Raw genomic sequence first — 18,761 nt, 5'->3', positions numbered from 1 at the left:
GCGGAGGGGGCGGCGGACGCGCAAGCGGTGGCCGGTTCTAGTCCGCGGGTTCCCCCGGATAGAGCGAATGACGCCCTCGGTCACTCTGAGTGACCGAGGGCGTCATTCGGTAGTGCTGCTAGCCGGAATCACGCACCCAGCAGGCGCGCTCCCAGGTAGGCCTCGACCTGATCGAGGGCGACCCGCTCCTGCGCCATCGTGTCACGCTCACGGATGGTGACGGCCTGGTCGTCGAGGGTGTCGAAGTCGACGGTGATGCAGAACGGTGTACCGATCTCGTCCTGGCGACGGTAGCGACGGCCGATGGCACCGGCGTCGTCGAATTCGACGTTCCAGAACTGACGCAGCTGCTGAGCGAGGTCCTTCGCCTTCGGCGTCAGGTCGGCGTTACGCGAGAGAGGCAGAACCGCGACCTTGACCGGCGCCAGACGACGGTCGAGCTTGAGCACGACGCGCTTGTCGACGCCGCCCTTGGCGTTGGGGGCCTCGTCCTCAGTGTACGCGTCGACGAGGAACGCCATCAGCGAACGCGTCAGACCTGCTGCAGGTTCGATGACGTACGGCGTGTAGCGAGTGTCGGTGGCCTGCTCGTAGAAGCTGAGGTCCTGGCCCGACGCCTTCGAGTGCACCGACAGGTCGTAGTCGGTGCGGTTGGCGATGCCTTCGAGCTCGCCCCACTCACTGCCCTGGAAGCGGAAGCGGTACTCGATGTCGACCGTCCGCTTGGAGTAGTGCGACAGCTTCTCCTGAGCGTGCTCGTAGAGACGCAGGTTCTCCGGGTCGATGCCGAGGTCGGTGTACCACTTCATGCGGTAGTCGATCCAGTACTGGTGCCACTCGTCGTCCTCGCCGGGCTTGACGAAGAACTCCATCTCCATCTGCTCGAACTCGCGCGTGCGGAAGATGAAGTTGCCGGGGGTGATCTCGTTGCGGAAGCTCTTGCCGATCTGACCGATACCGAACGGCGGCTTCTTCCGCGACGTCGTCAGCACGTTGGCAAAGTTGACGAAGATTCCCTGTGCCGTTTCGGGGCGCAGGTAGTGCAAGCCCTCTTCGTTGTCGACGGGACCGAGGTAGGTCTTGAGCAGACCGGAGAACGCGCGCGGCTCGGTCCACTGGCCAGGGTCGCCGGTTTCGGGATCGCGGATGTCGGCGAGGCCGTTCTCGGGAGGGTGCCCGTGCTTTTCCTCGTACGCCTCGATGAGGTGGTCGGCACGGTAGCGCTTGTGCGTGATGAGCGACTCGACCAGCGGGTCGGAGAACGTCTCGACGTGGCCGGAAGCCTCCCACACCTCACGCGGCAGAATCACCGACGAATCGAGGCCGACGGTGTCTTCGCGACTGGTGACCATGTTGCGCCACCACTGCTTCTTGATGTTGTCCTTGAGCTCGACGCCGAGGGGGCCGTAGTCCCAGGCAGACTTGGTACCGCCGTAGATCTCGCCGCAGGGGTACACGAGTCCTCGACGCTTGGCGAGGTTGGCGACGGTTTCGACTTTGGACTTGGGTGCCACTGGCGGAGCTCTCCATCTTGTGTCTGGTGAGAGGGACTTTCTTCAGGCACCGAGCCTATCGGTCGTGACCACTTTCTCCGAACACTGCCTACCTCGTTTGACATGCGCACTTGTGCATATCAAAATGGAAGTGATTTGCATTAACAGTCGCTGGACTAGTCTGTAGCGATACCCCGACACCACCCGAAGGAGTTTTCCGTTGGCAATGCTGGAAACCGACCCTTCACCTCTCGGGGACGACGATCGCACGGACGAGGGCCTGGCTGCCCACTCCCACGACCCGTTCGCGTCGGTCCCCCCTGCTCCCGTTCCTCCGAAGGACACGCTGGTCGCAGCCGGTGACATTCTGCGCGCATTGGCAGCGCCCGTACGCATCGCGATCGTTCTCCAACTGCGCGAGTCCGAGCGATGCGTCCACGAGCTCGTCGGTGCGCTCGGCGTCACCCAGCCCTTGATCAGCCAGCACCTGCGTGTGCTCAAGTCGGCAGGTGTGGTCCGCGGTGAACGCAACGGTCGTGAGGTGCTCTATCGTCTCGTCGACGATCATCTCGCACACATCGTCGTCGACGCCGTCGCCCACGCAGAAGAGAGCTGATATTCGTGACCGAATCTCCCGCGCCGCGCAAACCTGTGGCCGTCGGCGTCCGCGCAACCAAGCAGCGCAGCGCCATTTCCGATCTTCTCGACAACATCGAGGAGTTCCGGTCGGCACAGGATCTGCACGACGAACTGCGCAAGCGCGGTGAGGGAATCGGCCTGACCACGGTGTACCGAACGCTGCAGACGCTGGCCGACGCGGGCACCGTCGACGTATTGCGCACCGACACCGGCGAATCCGTCTACCGACGCTGCTCGTCCGGTCACCACCATCACCTCGTGTGCCGCGACTGCGGTTACACGGTCGAGGTCGAGGGCCCGACGGTCGAGAAGTGGTCGCAGAACGTCGCCGAGAGCAACGGGTTCAGCGACGTCAGCCACACGATCGAGATCTTCGGCACCTGCAGCGAGTGCAAGGCCAAGTAGCTCAGGGCAGGAGTCCCTCGCGGGCCTTCTCGACTCCGGCCAGGACGAGAACGAGCATTGTCATCAACGGCTCGTCGTTCAGGCCGGATGCCGGAAAGATGTAGCGCAGCAACACATCTGCCATCTTGCCGTGTACGTTCACGGAGATGGATCCGAACTGCGACTCGGAATTGCGATCCGCCACCTTCTTGTGCAGCGATGCTTTGACGGGCCGATCCCACGCCAAGACCGCCGTCAACGACAGCACTTCCAGACCCGGTGCGAGCTCGACGGACCTGAGCGAGCACAGCGCGCCCGCATAATCGAATCCGAGCGAACCGTCCTCCCCCACGTTCACGGTCGCGAACTGCGACAGCGCGATCTCGGCTCGTGACTGCAGCGTCAGGCCCTCACTCATACTTGACTCCCCCGAATCTGCGGTCGCGAGAGGCGAATTCGACACACGCTTCCCATAGGTCTCGGCGGTCGAAGTCCGGAAACAGCTTCTTCTGGAACACGAACTCCGCGTACGCCGACTGCCAGATCAGGAAGTTCGACGTGCGCTGCTCCCCCGACGGGCGCAGGAACAAATCGACGTCGGGCATGTCGGACTCGTCGAGATACTTGGCGACGGTTGCCTCGGTGATTCGTTCCGGATCCAACCTACCTGCCGCGACCTCGCGTGCAATTTCCTTTGTCGCATCGGCGATCTCGGCGCGGCCGCCGTAGTTGACACACATCGTCAACGTCATGACGGTGTTCTTCTTCGTCAGTTCCTCGGCGATCTCGAGTTCCTTGATGACGCTGCGCCACAACCGCGGTCGTCTACCTGCCCACCGGACCCGAACACCCATCTCGTTCATCTCGTCGCGTCGACGACGAATCACGTCGCGGTTGAAGCCCATCAGGAACTTCACCTCGTCCGGACTGCGCTTCCAGTTCTCCGTCGAGAACGCGTACGCCGACAACCACTTGACGCCGATGTCGATGCATCCGCACACGGTGTCCATAAGCACTGCCTCGCCACGCTCGTGGCCCGCAGTACGCGGCATGCCACGTTCCTGCGCCCAGCGACCGTTACCGTCCATGACGAGTGCGACGTGCTTCGGAATCAACTCCGGCTGCAGGATCGGCGGCTTGGCCCCCGACGGGTGCGGATCCGGAGGACGTACCCCCCGCATCCCGTCAGGCTGAGTGCGCGGCTCGCGTCGAAGAATCACGGTCTTCATCCTGCCCGACGACCGGCGCCGGGGCCGAATCAGGCTCGCTGCGATGCGGCGCTTCTCTTTCGATGAGCGGCAACGTCCGCAGTTGCCGCTCCAGATGCCACTGCAGGTGGGCTGCGACGAGACCGCTGGCCTGACCACGCACGGCCACCGACGTCGTCTCGGTGAAGGCCCACTCCCCGCGTTCGAGCGCGACCATCAAGTCGAGGACACCGCTCGTCGGCGTCGCCGAGCCGGGAGGCCTGCAGTGCACGCACACCGAACCACCCGCGGCGACGTGAAACGCACGATGCGGTCCAGGCGCCGCGCAGCGTGCACATTCGGTCAACGACGGCGCCCAGCCTGCGAAACCCATCGCACGCAGCAGGAACGCGTCGAGAATCAGTTCGGGGGGCCGAGTGCGGTCGGCCAATGCACGCAATGCCCCGACCGTGAGCTGATGCAGCCGCTTCGCCGGCGCGTGTTCTTCACCCGCGAGCCGCTCGGCGGTCTCGAGGATCGCGCAGCCGGTGGTGTAGCAGCCGTAATCGGTGACGATGTCGCCACCGAACGCGTTGACCGTGTGCACCTGGGTGATGATGTCCAGATTGCGGCCAGGGTGGAGCAGAACGTCGATGTGCGCGAACGGCTCCAACCTCGCGCCGAATTTCGATTTCGTGCGGCGCACCCCCTTCGCAACGGCTCGGACGATGCCGTTGTCGCGCGTCAGGAGCGTGACGATGCGGTCGGCTTCGCCCAGCTTGTGCTGGCGCAGCACGACTGCGTTGTCCCGGTAGAGCCTCACGTGGTCCAGTGTCCCACGACCTCCGCCATCGCAGCTCGCAAGAGTCCTCCTCCTGTCGCTGCGAGCCGAACCGCACGCCCAACGCCGTTCGGCAGCGAGGTCACCGCTGCGTAGACGCCGGATCGACCGTCCATCTTGTCCAGTGGTGCGGTCGTACGCTTCATGACCGCATCATCGGGGCGACGCCCAAGCAAATACACCGTTGCGAAGGCACGCAGGCCCGAGCGTGGAGACGGCAACGACGACGCATGCTGGGCGTCGAGCGCCAGGATGCGACCGGCCGTAGTCACCCTGACACACGAGCGAAAGCTGCCGAACGTCTCGGCCGTCACCTCGGTGTGCACGACGACCGCGTCGGTGAGCACTACGATTCCCGACCCCAACTTCACGTGCGTGTCCTGACGCGCATGCGCGAACGCAGTGAGTATCCGCGGTTCGGGTCGGAAGGCCAGCTCCGCACCGTCGTCGACGCGTAGCTCGGTGCGCTCGGCACCTGCGCGACCGTCGGGCACACCGGTGACGAGCATCGCCCCCTGCCCGACGACCTCGATGCGGGCGCCAGTCGTTGCCGCGATCCGTTGTCCGATCCGATCCCCCGGATGCAGCGACGCACCCGAGTTCTGCACGATGACCCGACCACGACCGGGATCCGACGCGTCGAGGTAAAACATCCGGCCCACCGTCTGGGGCCAGCGATAGCGTCGCCGATCGAACACCGTGCGCGCCCCGGTCGTGGTGAACGACAGGTCCAGTGCCAGCGGAGTGGTCACACGAACAGAACCTCGCGGTCGAATACGTCGACCACCTCGCCGATTCCGATTCCTGCGCGCGCGTTGGTGCACACGATCGGACGTCCGCCGCGCACGTCGTCGGCTTGTTTCAGCATCAGTTGCAGATCGGCACCCACGTACTGCGCGAGGTCGATCTTGTTGACCACCAACAGATCACAGCGCACGACGCCCGGTCCGCGCTTACGCGGTATGTCGTCTCCCCCGGCAACGTCGATGACGAACACCCAATAGTCGACGAGGTCGCGCGAGAATGTCGACGCCAGGTTGTCACCGCCGCTCTCGAGCAGCAGAACCTCGGTGTCGGGAAATTCGGCTTCGAGCCGGTCGGCCATCGCGATGTTCAGCGACGGGTCTTCTCGGATCACGGTGTGCGGGCATCCCCCAGCTTCGACCGCACGGACGCGCGCCGGGTCGATCAAGCCCGATCGCCGGACTCGTTCGGCGTCTTCCTCGGTCACCAGGTCGTTGGTGATGACCGACACCGACCGATGTCGCCTGGCGAACTCCGCGATCAATTGTTCGACCAGAGCCGTCTTTCCCGAGCCGACGGGTCCGCCGATTCCGATTCGTGCCGCCCGTAATGCGTTCATCGAAGCATGTACCTCCGCGAGAAGGGAACCGACGTTGCCGGCTCACCGGTGAGCAGTTGTCCGTCGGCACGCACGTCGAATGTGCGGGGGTCGACGTCGATGTGTGGCAATGCCGAATTGCGCACCATGTCGCTCTTGCGCAAGTGCCGTACGGAGTCGATCGTCACGACGTTCTTCCGCAGGCCCAGCGCCTCGGGAAGTCCGGCGTCGGTCGCCAAGGACGACATGAAGACGAAACCGAGCTTCTCGGGCGCGCTGCCGAGTGAACCCCAGTTCGCCCTCTGCACAACGGGTTCGGACCGTGAGATGCTTCCGGCGGCGTCACCGAGCGCTGCCCACGCGACGAATCCGTTCTTCATGACGAAGTTCGGCTTCACCCCGAAGAACGCAGGTGACCACAGGACGAGATCCGCGATCTTGCCGACCTCCACGGACCCGAGGTGCCGTCCCGCACCGATCGAAATCGCCGGATTGACCGTCAGCTTCGCCACATACCGCTTGACGCGTTCGTTGTCCGACGCGGCCGTTGTCTCCTCGGGAAGCCGCCCGACGCGCTGCTTCATGACGTCCGCCAACTGCCAGCAATTCGCGGTGTTTTCGGCGACTCGACCCATTCCCTGGGTGTCGCTTCCGAAGATCGAGATCGCTCCCATGTCGTGAAGGAAGTCTTCGGCGATCATCGTCTGCGGCCGAATCCGTGCTTCTGCGAACGCGACATCCTCCGGCGCGTTCCAGTTCATGTTGTGCGCTTCCATCGTCATCGGTACACCTTCGTCGAGCGCGTACGCGGTGTACGGATTCGTCGGATTGGTCGACGCCGGAATCACATTGTCGTATCCGACGCATCGGATCAGGTCGGGTGCGTGCCCTCCGCCTGCTCCCTCGACGTGATACATGTGGATGGTGCGGTCGCCGATGGTCGACATCGTCGTCTCTGCGAATCCGAACTCGTTGATGGAGTCGGTGTGCAGGTGGACGGCGAAGTCCGCCGAATCGGCCGCACGCAACGTGGCGTCGATGACCGCGGGCGACGCACCGAAGTCCTCGTGGATCTTCACCGCCCCCGCCCCTGCCGCAACGGATTCCAGGACGGAATCCGCGTCGGACGACCCACGTCCGAACGCCACGAAGTTCATCGCGGAATACTCACCGCCCCGGAGGAACAGTCCGAGGTTGCGCGTACTACCGGACCCGACCTCGAACGCCGGGCCCGGTGAACCACCGATCAACGTCGTCGTGCCCGTGGACAAAGCATGTTCGGACTGTTGCGGAGAAATCAGATGTGCATGAGTCTCGATCGTGCCGGCCGTGACTATCAAGCCTTCGGACGGAATCGGTGTGGTCATGTGCCCGACGGTCATCCCCGGAGTCACGTCGGGCATGACGTCGGGATTACCCGCCTTGCCGATACCCACGATTATTCCGTCACGAATACCTATGTCCGCCTTTATGATTCCCGTAACCGCATCGATGATGGTCGCGTTCGTGAACACGTAGTCCAGCGCCCCGGTCGACGACGTCGTATTCGGTCGATATCCCTCGCCGTCACGTACGTTCTTCCCTGCGCCGGCCAGCAACTCGTATCCGGATGTCGTCAAATCCTTCTCGATCTCGACGAACAGATTCGAATCCGCCAGCCGGATACGGTCTCCCGTCGTCGGGCCGAACATGCGGATGTACGACGCACGATCGATACGCATCACGCGGCCTCACCTCCATCGAGCGGACCGTTGACCAGACCGCGAAAACCGTGTGCAACGCGATCGCCCTGCATCGGCACGAGCCGGACCGTCACCGCAATCCCCGGCTCGAAGCGGACTCCCGCTCCCGCCGCGACCTCGAGCTTGTGTCCCCACGCCGCCCGCCGGTCGAACTCGAGTGCGTCGTTGACTTCGAAGAAATGCGTCTGGCTACGGACCTGCACGTCCCGGTCTCCGGTGTTGACGACGCGCACTTCGATCGATTCGAGATCGCCGAACACCTCGACGGGCGAGTCCGACGCGAGAATTTCACCGGGCACGATCTCGTCAGGGCCGCCCGCAATCGGGTCGACGACGGTGACGAGCTTGGTTCCTTCCGCGAACGGGGCGTCGACGAGCAGGATCGAAATCATCTGCGGCACACCGTCCATCACCTGATCGGCGGTCAGCACGTGGCACGCGTGGTCGATGACCGCGTCGAACGTCATGTCCTTCCTGGCGGCCAGCATGATTTCGTCGGTCAAAAGAGCGACGGCCTCGGGGTGGGTGAGCCGGACGCCCTCGGCTAGATTGCGCCGAGCGATCTGCGCTGCGGTGAACACCGTCAGACGCTCCATCTCGGTAGGGGTGAGCAACACCGATGTCTCCTTCGGAAGAAAATTAGCTGGCGAACAATCGGATTCCGTCGCTGCGACGCTGCGCGGCGATATCTGCGAACGCGGTGAACGACGACGGTTGTCGGTCGACGGGCGCGTCCAGGATCTCGGACAGCACGGCCTCTGCGGCTATCATCACTCGCTGCGACCCGATGTGTCCGGTCACACCGAGTCGCAGTGCAGCGCTGGCGATTCCGGACAGAACCTGCCATCCGCTGATTGCCTCGGCCGCCGACGTACTCAGACCGAGGCCGCGGTAGGAGACTGCCTGTGCGACCGGGAGATGACCGGGTGCATCGCCTGTCAGGACCATGGCCCGATAGGCGACGGCGTCGGCATTGTCGAGCGAGGCGAAGGTCGACAGCAACGCCGCTCCCGATCGCCGCGACGCCTCGCGGAGGGTCGACGTCACGGTCGACGCCTCCGCAAGGTCGTCCGCCTCACGAGGATCGTTCCATGCCCGCCGAAGCACGACACGATCTTGGGTGTGCCACCGAGAAGCAATGGCTTCCTCCGCGAACGCGGCGACGTCGGCCTCGTCGACGACGAATCCGTCACGGACGGCGCCTTCGAGTCCCGAGGAGAAAGCGAATCCTCCCGATGGGAAGGCGCTGTCCGCCAACCGGAGAACGGCGAGTAGCTCCGTCGACGTCACTCGGGAATCTGTTCGACGCCGCCCGATGCGAGTAGGTCCTCGATGCGTGCACGGTAGTCCGATTCGGGTCCTTCGAGCGTCACCGTCATCGTCGCGTCCACCATCGCTGCCTTCCAGTGCAGGTGCCCTGCCAGGAAGCCCAACCGGAGTGCCGATGCTGCATCCGTCGCGTGCAGGACCATTTCACGTGGTTGCCCGGCACGGACGACGACCGCGCCGCTGTCGTTCATCAGCAGGACGGCCCCGTCGACCAACCTCTTGTCTCGCGGCAGTGCGATCGCGTAGTCGACACCGGCGTCGGACGTCACCCGAAGACGACTGCGATCGAGATCGGCGGGATCGAGGTGCACGTACTCGACGCGATGCCCGTGACGCAGTTCGTGCAAGACGGTCGCGATATCGGACTCGAGCTCGTGCCCCACGATCTCCTCGATCACGACGATAGACGAGACCGCGGCACGTGAGGCCGTCATACCGGTACTGGCGCCGCAGAGGCCACCGGCGCGATACGTCCGACGACGTCGCTCGCCTGCTCCAGCGCGTACCCGACCTGCAGGATTTCGGCTTCGTGGAATGGCTTGCCGATGATCTGGACACCGATCGGGAGGCCCATCGCGGAGAACTCTGCAGGGACCTGCAACGCGGGAAGGCCGGTCACGTTGGCCGGAGCGGACATTCGCGAATACGCGCTCGTCGCGCCCTCGACCACACCGTCGTTCCAGCGGAAGTACGGGTCCTCGCGCAACGCTGCGACACCGGGAACAGTCGGACCGAGTAGAACATCGATGTCCTTGTACATGTCCCGCCACGCTTCCTGAATCCGAGTGCGCAGGCGAATGGAGTTGATGTAGTCGGTGGCCAGAACGGCTTCGCCTGCCTCGACGAGAGTCCGGACTTCCTCGGTGAACTTCTCGGGAGAGTGCCGCAGCGCATCCATGTGGTAGGCACTGGCTTCGGCCGTCAGGATGCCCCATTCGACCGGCAGAATGTACTCGGCCAGCGGGATCTCCACCTCGACCAGTTCTGCTCCGAGGCCCTGCAGCACCTCCGCTGCGCGTCGCGCGACGTCTTGGGTCTCCTGCTCGACGTGATAGGTGTAGAAGTTCGTCGGGATGCCGATTCGCTTGCCTGCCACACCGCCGTCGATCCCGGTGACGAAGTCGGGAATGCCGAGATTCACCGAGGCCGGGTCGCGACGGTCGTATCCCGACATGGCTGCCATGACGAGGCCTGCGTCGACGACGTTGCGTGTCAGTGGTCCGACATGGTCGAGCGACCACGACAGCGACGCGACGCCTGCTCGCGAAGCGCGTCCGAACGTCGGCTTGAGCCCGACGGTTCCGCACAGACCCGCCGGAATACGGATCGAACCGCCCGTGTCGCTACCGAGAGCCACGTGGACGATGCCTGCACCGACGGCCGCGCCCGATCCACCCGACGACCCACCGGGTGTGCGTGTGGGATCCCACGGGTTTCCGGACGTCGGAGTCGTTGCGCCGTAGGCAAACTCGTGCGTGTGGGTCTTGCCGACCATGATCATGCCCGCGTCGTACAACTTCGCCACGGACGCCGAGTCCGCCGTCGGCACGTTGTCGGCACGCTGCGCCGAACTGGAGGTGGTGAGGATCCCTGCGGTGTCGTAGAGGTCCTTGACGCCGAGCGGAATTCCGTGCAGTGCGCCCTTGTAGTTACCTGCGGCGATCTCCGCCTCGGCGGCCGCGGCCTGCGCGAGTGCGTGCTCCCCCGTCACCGTGACGAACGACGTGATGGCGGGTTCGACCTCGGCGAGACGATCGAGTGAGGACTGCGCGACCTCGACGGGCGAGACTTCCTTCGATTTGATCTTGTCAGCGACGTCGGACAGCGAGAGTTCGTAGAGTTCCATGTGCGTGCCTTTCCGATGCTATGTGTGCCTATTCCCAGGACGCGTTGAATGCTGCGGCGGGGACGGTTTCGCCGATGCCGCGGATGCTGGCTTTGCGGATGAGCGCGAGAGTGGAGCTGTAGGTGTCGAATTCGGAGTCGAGACGCTGGGCACTCACCGGTAATCCGGCGTACTCGAACACCGTCGCGAGCTGCTCTTTCGACGGCTGGAAATCGTTGTCTGTCATAGTAATTCTCCTGTCTTGACGGATGCCGCGGAGGGTACTGCCGCGGCGAAGTCGGTCCGGGCTTCGAATGCCTGCCCGACGGCGAAGGCAAGTGCTTCCTGGAATGGTGGTGTCATGATTTGCAAGCCCACCGGCAGCCCTCCGTCGAATCCGCACGGCACCGACAGCGCGGGCATCCCGGTGACGTTGGCGGGGACTGTCAGTGCGTTGAGTGCGTTGAGCACGTCGATGTCGTTGTCGCCCAACGGCGATCGGACGGAGCCAAGAACGGGTGCGGTACCGGCGATCGTCGGCGACAGCAACGCGTCGACGCCGGCGAAAACGCTGTGCATGCCGGCCGTGACGACGGATCGGGCGCGCTGCGCGTCCACGTATGCAACTCCCGTGTGAAGGTGACCGGCGCGGAGCGCGTCGACGACGTCGGGGCCGAACAGATCCGGGCGTTCGTTCGCGCGGTGCTGATGGAACGACGCCGCTTCGACGCTGGCGACGACTCCGACAATGTCCGGCGACAATTCGACGCCGGGGAACGTCACCGGCACGATGGTCGCGCCCGCCCGTTCCAGTTCGCGAACGGCGTCCTCGAACGCCGACGCCACGCCGGGCTCCAGGCGATCGCAGAAGTACTGCTCGCTGACTCCGAGACGCAGGCCGTCGACTCCGCGGTCCAGCATCGCGGTGAAATTCGGTACCGCGATCTGCGCACTGTACGGATCCTGCGGGTCGTGACCCGCGAGCACACCGAGAGCGGCGGCCGCGTCGGCGACGGTGGTCGTCAACGGTCCGGCATGGTCGAGCGTCCAACTGAGTACGGTCACACCGCGTTTGCTGACTCGGCCGTACGTCGCCTTCATGCCCGTGACCCCGCACAGTGCAGCCGGGATGCGGATGGAACCACCGGTGTCGGTTCCCATCGCGATGGGCGTTAACCGAGCACCGACCGCCGCACCCGAACCACCGCTCGACCCACCGGGGACACGATCGAACCCCCACGGGTTCTTCGTCGGTGGCGTCGTGACGCCGTACGCGTACTCGTGCGTCGTGGTCTTGCCGATCAAGATTGCACCAGCGTCCCGCAGTGCCGTCACCGTTGCCGCGTCGGCTGCCGCCGGTGCATCCGACGACGCGAGCGATCCGGATCGGGTGGGATGCCCGACGGTGTCGTACAGGTCTTTGACCGCGAACGGAACTCCGCGCAGCGGCCCACCTGGGATGCCGGACCGCACGGCTTCACGCTGCAGCAGCGCATCGGCTCGTGCTTCTTCGGCAGCGACGAGGACGAACGATTCGAGAGCTGGGTCGACGGCCGCGATCCGGTCCAAGTATGCGTCCACGACGTCGACGGGGTCGAGCTCGCCCGATTCGACGCCGCGATTGATGGCCAGCGCGGTCGCCTGTGTGGGTTCGATCATCGCGGGCCTCCTGCGGTCGTGTCGAGAATCAGCGGCAGTGGATCGCTGGGTGCGACGGCCGCAGCCAGTCGCTTCGCCGATGCCAGCGATGACCCAGCCGCCTGGTCGACGTCGCCGACGATTGCGTCTGGAATTCCGTGAGAGCGCAGATATTCTGCTGCCCAACTGTATTCGCTCACGATGCCACCGCCGCGGGTTCGAGGACCGCGTCGACGAGAGCGCGTGTGATGGCAGTCTCGGGTGTGGTCAGCAGATCGTCGACGGGCCCCGATTCGACGAGCGTTCCGTGGTCGAGGACACCTGCGTGGTCGCACATGTGCTCGACCAGCGCGAGGTTGTGGGTGATCAGAAGCATCGTCAGATCTCGTTCCTGTTGAAGGTCTTTGAGAAGGTTCAGGATCTGCGCCTGCACCGAGACGTCGAGGGCTGCGGTGGGTTCGTCGAGTACGAGGAAGTCGGGGTCGGTGATCAGCGCCCGCGCGATGCCCAGGCGCTGACGCTGACCGCCGGAGAATTCGTGGATGTAGCGGTCGTAGTGCGCCGCTTCCATGCCGACGCGGCTGAGCATGTCGAGGACGCGGCTGCGAATCTCTCCCTTGTCCGCCATGCGGAATCGTTCGAGCGCGAATCCGATCTGCGCGCCGACGCTGCGACGCGGGTTGAATGCCGACCCGGAATCCTGGAACACGATCTGCATGCGCTTGCGGTAACGACGCATGTCGAGCTCGGACATCGTGGTGATGTCGTTGCCCTCGAAATGAACCGAACCCGATGTGGCCTTCTCGAGAGCGAGGACCATGCGGCCCGTAGTGGTCTTACCCGACCCGGATTCCCCGATCAGGCCGTAGGTTTCGCCCTTGGCAATGTCGAAACTGATCGAGTCGACGGCGACGAATTCAGTGGCGGCCTTCTTGTCACCGCGAACCTTGTACACCTTGCGCAGGTCGCGCACGGCAATCAGGGGGTCGGCAAAGTCTGGTTCGATCATCTCAATTACCTCCGGCGGTGGCGAGTTGCTTGAATTCGAAGAGCCGGCGGTTGCGGCGCGGTATCGCACGCGCCGACTCGTCCAGATGCAGTTTCGGTACTGCGTTCATCAACCCCTGCGTGTACGGGTGCTGCGGACGTTCCAGTACGTCGGAGGTCGCACCGGATTCCATGACCTCGCCGTGACGCATGACCGTTACCTGAGAGCACAGGTGGGCGACGACGCCGAAGTCGTGGGTGACGATCAGAACCGCCGTTCCCAGTTCACGATTGATGTCGAGCAGCAAGTCGAGAATCTGCTTCTGCACGGTGGCGTCCAGAGCCGTCGTCGGCTCGTCCGCGAGCAGAAGTTCCGGCCTGCACGCCAACGCGATCGCGATGACGACGCGCTGACGCTGACCACCACTGAGCTCGTGCGGGTAAGCCTTCATGCGCCGTACCGGATCTGGCAGCGCGACCAATTCGAGGGATTCGAGCGCCTTCTTGCGTGCGGTCTCCTTGTCGACCTTCTGGTGCAGCCGGATGACCTCGATCAGCTGCGAGCCGATCGTGAACGACGGATCGAGCGCGCTCAAGGCATTCTGTGACACGAGTCCTATGTGACTACCGCGGATTCCGCGCATGTCCTTGTCGGACTTCTCCAGCAGATTCTCTCCGCGGAACATGATCCTTCCGCCCTCGATGCGGGCGCGGTCGGTCCCCAGCAATCCGAGGACGCTGAGCGACGTGACGCTCTTACCGGAACCTGATTCGCCGACCAGGCCGCGAATCTCGCCCGGCTGCACCGTGATCGACACGTTCTTGACGGCATGTACGACGCCGCCGTCGGTGTGAAAGTCGACGCGCAGATTCTGCACGTCCAACAAAGGCTGGTTGGTCATCGTGTCTGCTTCCTGGGGTCGAGAGCGTCACGGATTCCGTCGCCGACGAGGTTGAACGCGAGAGCGACGAAAAGAATGACAAGGCCGGGGATGGTGGCGATGTGATAGATGCCTTCGAGCAGAACGCTCGAGCCGTCGGAGGTCATGATGCCCCAGTCCGGCGTCGGAGGCACGACACCGACACCGAGGAAGCTCAATCCGGCCGCGACGACGATCATCAGGCCGCACAACGTCGTTGCGTACACGATCAGCTGCGCGACGACGTTCGGTGCGAGTTCGCGGAACATCAGGTGCCCGGGGTTGGCTCCGTACGCCCGAGCGGCTTCGATGTATTCCTTGCTCGCTTCCTGCACGGTCGCGGTGTAGGCGACGCGGGCCATGTACGGCACCAACGTCACGCCGATCGACAGCATCACGTTGCCCAGCCCCGCACCGAGAACAGCAGACAGCGCGATGGCGAGAAGCACCAGCGGGAACGCGAACAGCACGTCCAGTACCCGCATGAGGACCTCGCCCGCACGGCTGCGCTTGTAGCCTGCGAACAGTCCGATCAGCAGTGCCAGCGGGAACACGACGAGCACCGGAATCACTGCCACGAGAAGCGAATTCCTACCGCCGTAGAGTAGGCGTGCGAGAATGTCTCGACCTTGGCCGTCGAGACCGAGGATGTGCCCGTCGGTTCCGATGCCGGCCAATCTGTTCACCGGATCGCCCGCGATCGGACTGTACGACGTCAGCATCGGCGCGAAAATCGCGGCGAGTGCCACCAGGATCAGAAAGATCGCCGAGACCAGTGCCACCTTGTCACGACAGAACGTGCGGAGCCCCAATCTCCACTGCGACGTAGAGGCTTCGGGAGCAGCTGCTCCCTGCGCCGCGGCAGTGGTCGTACGAATATCGATGTCGACTGCGGCGTTCATGCGTTCACCGTCTTTCTGGTACGCGGATCGAGGAGTCCGACGGCAATGTCGGCGATGAGGTTGACCACGACGAATGCGAGTGCGATGAACAGCACACCCGCTTGCACGACGGGAATGTCGCGTTGGGTGATCGAGGTGTAGAGCTGCTGACCGAGGCCAGGCCATCCGAAGACCACCTCGACGAACACCACGCCACCGAGCAGGTAGCCGACCTGCAGGCCTATCACGTTCACGATGGGCGGCAACGCGTTTCGGAGTCCGTGCCGCCACAGTATCGACTGCTCGGACAGGCCCGACGCGCGCAGGGTACGGATGTAGTCCTGCTGCAGGACGTCGACCATGACGCTTCGCGTCATGCGAGCGATCACGGCAAGGGGCACGAGTGCCGCCGCGAGCGCCGGAAGGGCGAGGTGCGTCAGCATGTCGACGAAGCCACCCGGGTGCCGGCTGTTGTACATGCCCGACGTCGGAAAGATTCCGAGGTTGATCGAGAAGAAACCGATCAGGACAAGCCCGAACCAATACACCGGGACGCTGGCACCGGCCAGCGACACGAACATCGCGATGCGGTCGAACACGCCGTTCTGCTTGCGGGCCGCAGCAATTCCGAGCGGAACACCGATGACGATGCACAACGCGAGAGCAGCGACGGTCAAGATGATCGTGTTCCAGAACCGCGGCATCATGATCTCGGTGACGGGCTTGCTGACCGTTAGCGACCGTCCGAGATCGCCTTGGAGCAGGCCGCCCATGTAGTCGAGGTACTGAACGGGCAGGGAGCGATCGAGCCCCAGCTCGCTCCGGACTGCCGCGACGGATTCCTGTGTCGCGCCCGAACCCAGAATGGTCAAAGCAGGGTCACCCGGGACCAACTGAAGGAGCAGGAAGACGATAAGACTGACGCCGAGAAGTACAGCGACGGTGGACAGTAGTCGTGAACGCAGAGTTCCGGTCATTGCTCGAGCCTCACTTCTTTCAGGTCGTACCACTCCTCGCTGGCCGAGACGAATCCCGAGACGTACGGCGCGAGAACGTAAGGAGCTTTGTCGTTGACGACCGGCGCCAGTGCCGCGTCCTCGGTGACGATGTCGTTCGCCTGCCGCCAGAAGTCGTTCGCGACGTTCTCGTCGGTGGCCTGAATCGCCTTGTCCATCACCGCATCCAACTCCGGACTCGAGTAATAGCCGACGTTGACGCCGTTCGGCGCCTGCAGCTTCGACGATGTGACGATGTACAGCCAGTACGGCGTCGTCATTCCCCAGGACATCTGCGCCATTCCGGTCCCGGGCTTCATTCCCTGCGCCCAGGTACCGAGGTACGAGATCCATTCCTGCGTCTCGATGTTCATCGTGATGCCGATCTCGGCGAGGTTCTGCTGGAGGTATTCGGCCATCTGCGTCGGGATGATCTGGCCGGAGCCGTCGACCGACGTGATCAACGTGGTCGAAAAACCATCCTGTAGTCCGACGGACGCGAGAAGCTCCTTTGCCTTGTCGATGTCACGGGTGTAGGCGTCCGTGCGTTCGACGTAGGCACCGTTGGCGGGTGCCTGCACTCCGTAGGCCGGATTCACCGTGCCACGCAGCAGGTCCGTGGCCATTCCGTCGCGATTGATCGCGAGGTTGATCGCCTGGCGAACCTCCTTGATGGCCATGTTCGGGTCCTGCATGTTGAACGAGAGGTACCAGACGTGAGGCGGAGTGCCCTCGGACAACTGGTAACCCTCGTCGACGAGGTTGTCGACGCTGTCCGGACTCGGCACGGCGATCATGTCGACGTCACCGCTGCGCAGTGCGGCGACGCGGGCCGACGCGTCGGGAAGGGGGCGGAATACGACACCCTGGATGGACGGCTCGGTGCCCCAGTAATCGTCGTTGCGCTTCAGGCTGATCCGCTCACCGCGGATACGCTCGTCGAACACGAACGGGCCGGTGCCGACGGGGTGATCGGCGATGTCCGCGCCGTACGTCTCGATGGCCGTCGGGCTCATGATCGCAGTGGACCCGTTGCCGCCCTGTGCCAGCATACGAAGGAATGGTGAGAACGGAGTGCTCTGCTTCACGACCAGCGTGAATTCGTCTGTCGCCTGGATCGATTCGGTGTTCTGCCAGATGAAGTTCGTCTGGCCAGCCGCCTTGGCCGAGTACTGCGGAGCCTCTTTGTCCCACATGCGGCGGAAGTTGTACTCCACGGCTGCGGCGTCCAGCGGCGTCCCGTCGTGGAACTTCACGCCCTGCCGAATATGGAACGTATAAGTCAGCCCGTCGGGCGAGATGTCCCACGATTCGGCCAGACCGGGTTCCAGCGCGGGCACGGGCGCTTCGCTGGACGGAGTCCGCAAGTCCTCGGTGACGAGAGGTTCGAAGATCTGCTGATTGATACGCCACGTCACCCAACCGCCCGCGACTTGCGGATCGAGGACGTCCGCTTCGGATTCGATGGCGATGACGAACGTGTTGTCGGTGACGACGGCGTCGGCAGTACTGCACGCAGTGAGGGACGACATCGTCAGCACAGCGGCGACAGCGAGGCCTGCCAGTGTACGACCGGGCTTCATTCGTTCAACCCGTCAAGAGCGATGTTCATGGAAGTTGTTCCTTCGATCTACGGGTCTGAAGGAGAGCGATACGCCTCCGTTTTGCCGAACGGTGCACCGTCGAACCGAGCGGGATAGTGCAACCGTAAGGAACCGAGAAGCCGGAAGGAATACGTCGAAATGCGTATCTCTTCACTCTTCGAAATGCCGTGCGTCACAGAGCATATGAATCTATCGGGCATGACAAAGCCCGATGTTTCCGCCGTGTAACGGCCGTGTTGGAAGTGTGTGAGAAAGTACGCTACGGCGCCGCAAGCGCCATCGAATCGACGGTACGTCGGTCGTCACCGAGGCCGAGTTCGGTGGCGTAGACCGCAGCCATGACGCGGTTGGGTACACCGAGTTTGCGCAGAATTTTCTCGACGTGGGTCGTGACCGTGCGTGGGGACAGCACCAAAGTCTCCCCTATCTCGGCGTTGGACAGTCCCTGACGCACGAGCGACAAGATCTCCGTCTCGCGTGCGGTGAGCCGGAAGCGCGACTTCGCGCGCAGATCACTCGCGTACCTGGTGAATGCGGGCCGCATTCGCTCGAGGATAGCCTTCGCGGGATCGGGAAACTGCTCCCGCTCTACGTTTCCGTGACACATTCCGATGATCGAACCGGCGTCGTCGTGCAGGAGCATGAGGACGCCGTTGGCGAACCCGCCGGGGCGCAACACCGTCACCGCCGTCTCAGATGTCCCGAAGCCCGGGACCTCGGTCCAGTCGAAGACCTCGTCCAGGTGGCTGAACTGTTTCTCGAACTCCGGCAGCGTATCGATGTCGCCGGTGAGGAACTGCGCTACGTCGTCTCCGTATCCGCGCTGTTCGACGGTCACGAACCGTTCGGTCGACTGGTCTCGGTATGCGAGAAGGAAACTGTCGCAACGGCCTTCGTACCGAAGGTAATCGATTGCGCCGTGCATACGTCGCGGCGCCGCTGACGAGGACATGG

The 18,761-nt window shown here is 63.8% G+C and carries 22 protein-coding genes; 2 read left to right on the top strand and 20 right to left on the bottom strand.

Features of this window, described 5'->3' with window-relative positions:
- Positions 1-128 precede the first annotated feature (128 nt).
- Positions 129-1,514 carry a glycine--tRNA ligase gene (locus tag RhoFasB10_RS23195; RefSeq protein ID WP_114332122.1) on the bottom strand — a complete coding sequence of 462 codons (1,386 nt, stop codon included), beginning with the start codon at positions 1,512-1,514 and terminating at the stop codon, positions 129-131.
- 205 nt (positions 1,515-1,719) lie between these two features.
- On the opposite strand from RhoFasB10_RS23195, the gene RhoFasB10_RS23190 reads away from it, so the two are divergent.
- Together RhoFasB10_RS23190 and RhoFasB10_RS23185 are read left to right on the top strand one after the other, a co-directional pair.
- Positions 1,720-2,109: a metalloregulator ArsR/SmtB family transcription factor gene (locus RhoFasB10_RS23190; RefSeq protein WP_068420448.1), complete on the top strand. Its 390-nt coding sequence runs from the start codon at positions 1,720-1,722 to the stop codon at positions 2,107-2,109.
- A gap of 5 nt (positions 2,110-2,114) precedes the next feature.
- The gene (locus RhoFasB10_RS23185) at positions 2,115-2,537 is read left to right on the top strand and encodes a Fur family transcriptional regulator (RefSeq protein ID WP_068420447.1); all 423 of its coding nucleotides are present in this window, start codon (positions 2,115-2,117) and stop codon (positions 2,535-2,537) included.
- A gap of 1 nt (position 2,538) precedes the next feature.
- Here the strand turns inward: RhoFasB10_RS23185 and RhoFasB10_RS23180 are convergent, their stop codons facing one another.
- The 19 genes from RhoFasB10_RS23180 to RhoFasB10_RS23090 form a co-directional block, all read right to left on the bottom strand.
- Complete coding sequence (locus RhoFasB10_RS23180) at positions 2,539-2,934, bottom strand: hypothetical protein (RefSeq protein ID WP_068420445.1); 396 nt, start codon at positions 2,932-2,934, stop codon at positions 2,539-2,541.
- Positions 2,927-3,745, bottom strand: coding sequence for an isoprenyl transferase (locus RhoFasB10_RS23175; protein WP_068420444.1), 819 nt, complete (start codon positions 3,743-3,745; stop codon positions 2,927-2,929). Before RhoFasB10_RS23175 ends, RhoFasB10_RS23180 begins: the two co-directional genes overlap by 8 nt.
- A complete protein-coding gene (gene recO, locus RhoFasB10_RS23170; RefSeq protein WP_084423493.1) occupies positions 3,702-4,526 on the bottom strand; it encodes a DNA repair protein RecO in 825 nt (274 codons plus the stop codon). Before recO ends, RhoFasB10_RS23175 begins: the two co-directional genes overlap by 44 nt.
- Complete coding sequence (locus RhoFasB10_RS23165; RefSeq protein WP_114332118.1) at positions 4,523-5,296, bottom strand: urease accessory protein UreD; 774 nt, start codon at positions 5,294-5,296, stop codon at positions 4,523-4,525. Before RhoFasB10_RS23165 ends, recO begins: the two co-directional genes overlap by 4 nt.
- Positions 5,293-5,907, bottom strand: a complete 615-nt coding sequence (ureG, locus tag RhoFasB10_RS23160; protein ID WP_167678809.1) for an urease accessory protein UreG — start codon at positions 5,905-5,907, stop codon at positions 5,293-5,295. The genes RhoFasB10_RS23165 and ureG overlap by 4 nt, the downstream gene beginning before the upstream one ends.
- Complete coding sequence (gene ureC, locus RhoFasB10_RS23155) at positions 5,904-7,607, bottom strand: urease subunit alpha (RefSeq protein ID WP_206031261.1); 1,704 nt, start codon at positions 7,605-7,607, stop codon at positions 5,904-5,906. The genes ureG and ureC overlap by 4 nt, the downstream gene beginning before the upstream one ends.
- Complete coding sequence (gene ureB, locus RhoFasB10_RS23150; RefSeq protein ID WP_114332115.1) at positions 7,607-8,245, bottom strand: urease subunit beta; 639 nt, start codon at positions 8,243-8,245, stop codon at positions 7,607-7,609. Before ureB ends, ureC begins: the two co-directional genes overlap by 1 nt.
- Before the next feature lie 22 nt (positions 8,246-8,267).
- The gene (locus RhoFasB10_RS23145; protein ID WP_114332114.1) at positions 8,268-8,918 is read right to left on the bottom strand and encodes an urease accessory UreF family protein; all 651 of its coding nucleotides are present in this window, start codon (positions 8,916-8,918) and stop codon (positions 8,268-8,270) included.
- Entirely contained in the window at positions 8,915-9,391 is a 477-nt protein-coding gene (locus RhoFasB10_RS23140) for an urease accessory protein UreE (RefSeq protein ID WP_068420433.1), read from the bottom strand. The genes RhoFasB10_RS23145 and RhoFasB10_RS23140 overlap by 4 nt, the downstream gene beginning before the upstream one ends.
- Complete coding sequence (locus RhoFasB10_RS23135; protein WP_167678807.1) at positions 9,388-10,803, bottom strand: amidase; 1,416 nt, start codon at positions 10,801-10,803, stop codon at positions 9,388-9,390. Before RhoFasB10_RS23135 ends, RhoFasB10_RS23140 begins: the two co-directional genes overlap by 4 nt.
- 28 nt (positions 10,804-10,831) lie before the next feature.
- Entirely contained in the window at positions 10,832-11,029 is a 198-nt protein-coding gene (locus RhoFasB10_RS23130; RefSeq protein ID WP_068420430.1) for a hypothetical protein, read from the bottom strand.
- Positions 11,026-12,441, bottom strand: a complete 1,416-nt coding sequence (locus RhoFasB10_RS23125; protein ID WP_068420429.1) for an amidase — start codon at positions 12,439-12,441, stop codon at positions 11,026-11,028. Before RhoFasB10_RS23125 ends, RhoFasB10_RS23130 begins: the two co-directional genes overlap by 4 nt.
- Entirely contained in the window at positions 12,438-12,620 is a 183-nt protein-coding gene (locus RhoFasB10_RS23120) for a hypothetical protein (RefSeq protein WP_068420428.1), read from the bottom strand. Before RhoFasB10_RS23120 ends, RhoFasB10_RS23125 begins: the two co-directional genes overlap by 4 nt.
- A complete protein-coding gene (locus RhoFasB10_RS23115; RefSeq protein WP_068420426.1) occupies positions 12,617-13,429 on the bottom strand; it encodes an ATP-binding cassette domain-containing protein in 813 nt (270 codons plus the stop codon). The genes RhoFasB10_RS23120 and RhoFasB10_RS23115 overlap by 4 nt, the downstream gene beginning before the upstream one ends.
- A 1-nt stretch (position 13,430) precedes the next feature.
- A complete protein-coding gene (locus RhoFasB10_RS23110; RefSeq protein WP_068420424.1) occupies positions 13,431-14,309 on the bottom strand; it encodes an ABC transporter ATP-binding protein in 879 nt (292 codons plus the stop codon).
- Positions 14,306-15,229 (bottom strand): ABC transporter permease, encoded by a 924-nt coding sequence (locus tag RhoFasB10_RS23105; RefSeq protein WP_114332109.1) that lies wholly within the window; start codon positions 15,227-15,229, stop codon positions 14,306-14,308. Before RhoFasB10_RS23105 ends, RhoFasB10_RS23110 begins: the two co-directional genes overlap by 4 nt.
- Entirely contained in the window at positions 15,226-16,185 is a 960-nt protein-coding gene (locus tag RhoFasB10_RS23100) for an ABC transporter permease (protein WP_068420421.1), read from the bottom strand. Before RhoFasB10_RS23100 ends, RhoFasB10_RS23105 begins: the two co-directional genes overlap by 4 nt.
- Entirely contained in the window at positions 16,182-17,786 is a 1,605-nt protein-coding gene (locus RhoFasB10_RS23095; protein ID WP_068420420.1) for an ABC transporter substrate-binding protein, read from the bottom strand. The genes RhoFasB10_RS23100 and RhoFasB10_RS23095 overlap by 4 nt, the downstream gene beginning before the upstream one ends.
- Positions 17,787-18,066: 280 nt before the next feature.
- A complete protein-coding gene (locus tag RhoFasB10_RS23090) occupies positions 18,067-18,759 on the bottom strand; it encodes a response regulator transcription factor (RefSeq protein WP_240931418.1) in 693 nt (230 codons plus the stop codon).
- Positions 18,760-18,761: the final 2 nt, after the last annotated feature.

Source organism: Rhodococcus sp. B10, from assembly GCF_011770055.1.
GTDB classification, from domain to species: domain Bacteria; phylum Actinomycetota; class Actinomycetes; order Mycobacteriales; family Mycobacteriaceae; genus Rhodococcoides; species Rhodococcoides kyotonensis_B.
Note: the sequence above shows the minus strand (reverse complement) of the source record. Positions and strands in the feature narration are given on the sequence as shown.

Bases quoted from the DNA above. Each gene is read 5' to 3' on its own strand.
- ureG (WP_167678809.1), bottom strand. From the start codon at position 5,907: ATGAACGCATTACGGGCGGCACGAATCGGAATCGGCGGACCCGTCGGC.
- RhoFasB10_RS23175 (WP_068420444.1), bottom strand. From the start codon at position 3,745: ATGAAGACCGTGATTCTTCGACGCGAGCCGCGCACTCAGCCTGACGGG.
- RhoFasB10_RS23105 (WP_114332109.1), bottom strand. From the start codon at position 15,229: ATGAACGCCGCAGTCGACATCGATATTCGTACGACCACTGCCGCGGCG.
- RhoFasB10_RS23100 (WP_068420421.1), bottom strand. From the start codon at position 16,185: ATGACCGGAACTCTGCGTTCACGACTACTGTCCACCGTCGCTGTACTT.
- RhoFasB10_RS23095 (WP_068420420.1), bottom strand. From the start codon at position 17,786: ATGAAGCCCGGTCGTACACTGGCAGGCCTCGCTGTCGCCGCTGTGCTG.
- RhoFasB10_RS23125 (WP_068420429.1), bottom strand. From the start codon at position 12,441: ATGATCGAACCCACACAGGCGACCGCGCTGGCCATCAATCGCGGCGTC.
- ureC (WP_206031261.1), bottom strand. From the start codon at position 7,607: ATGCGTATCGATCGTGCGTCGTACATCCGCATGTTCGGCCCGACGACG.
- RhoFasB10_RS23110 (WP_068420424.1), bottom strand. From the start codon at position 14,309: ATGACCAACCAGCCTTTGTTGGACGTGCAGAATCTGCGCGTCGACTTT.
- RhoFasB10_RS23135 (WP_167678807.1), bottom strand. From the start codon at position 10,803: ATGGAACTCTACGAACTCTCGCTGTCCGACGTCGCTGACAAGATCAAA.
- RhoFasB10_RS23115 (WP_068420426.1), bottom strand. From the start codon at position 13,429: ATGATCGAACCAGACTTTGCCGACCCCCTGATTGCCGTGCGCGACCTG.
- RhoFasB10_RS23130 (WP_068420430.1), bottom strand. From the start codon at position 11,029: ATGACAGACAACGATTTCCAGCCGTCGAAAGAGCAGCTCGCGACGGTG.
- RhoFasB10_RS23140 (WP_068420433.1), bottom strand. From the start codon at position 9,391: ATGACGGCCTCACGTGCCGCGGTCTCGTCTATCGTCGTGATCGAGGAG.
- RhoFasB10_RS23190 (WP_068420448.1), top strand. From the start codon at position 1,720: ATGCTGGAAACCGACCCTTCACCTCTCGGGGACGACGATCGCACGGAC.
- RhoFasB10_RS23180 (WP_068420445.1), bottom strand. From the start codon at position 2,934: ATGAGTGAGGGCCTGACGCTGCAGTCACGAGCCGAGATCGCGCTGTCG.
- RhoFasB10_RS23090 (WP_240931418.1), bottom strand. From the start codon at position 18,759: ATGTCCTCGTCAGCGGCGCCGCGACGTATGCACGGCGCAATCGATTAC.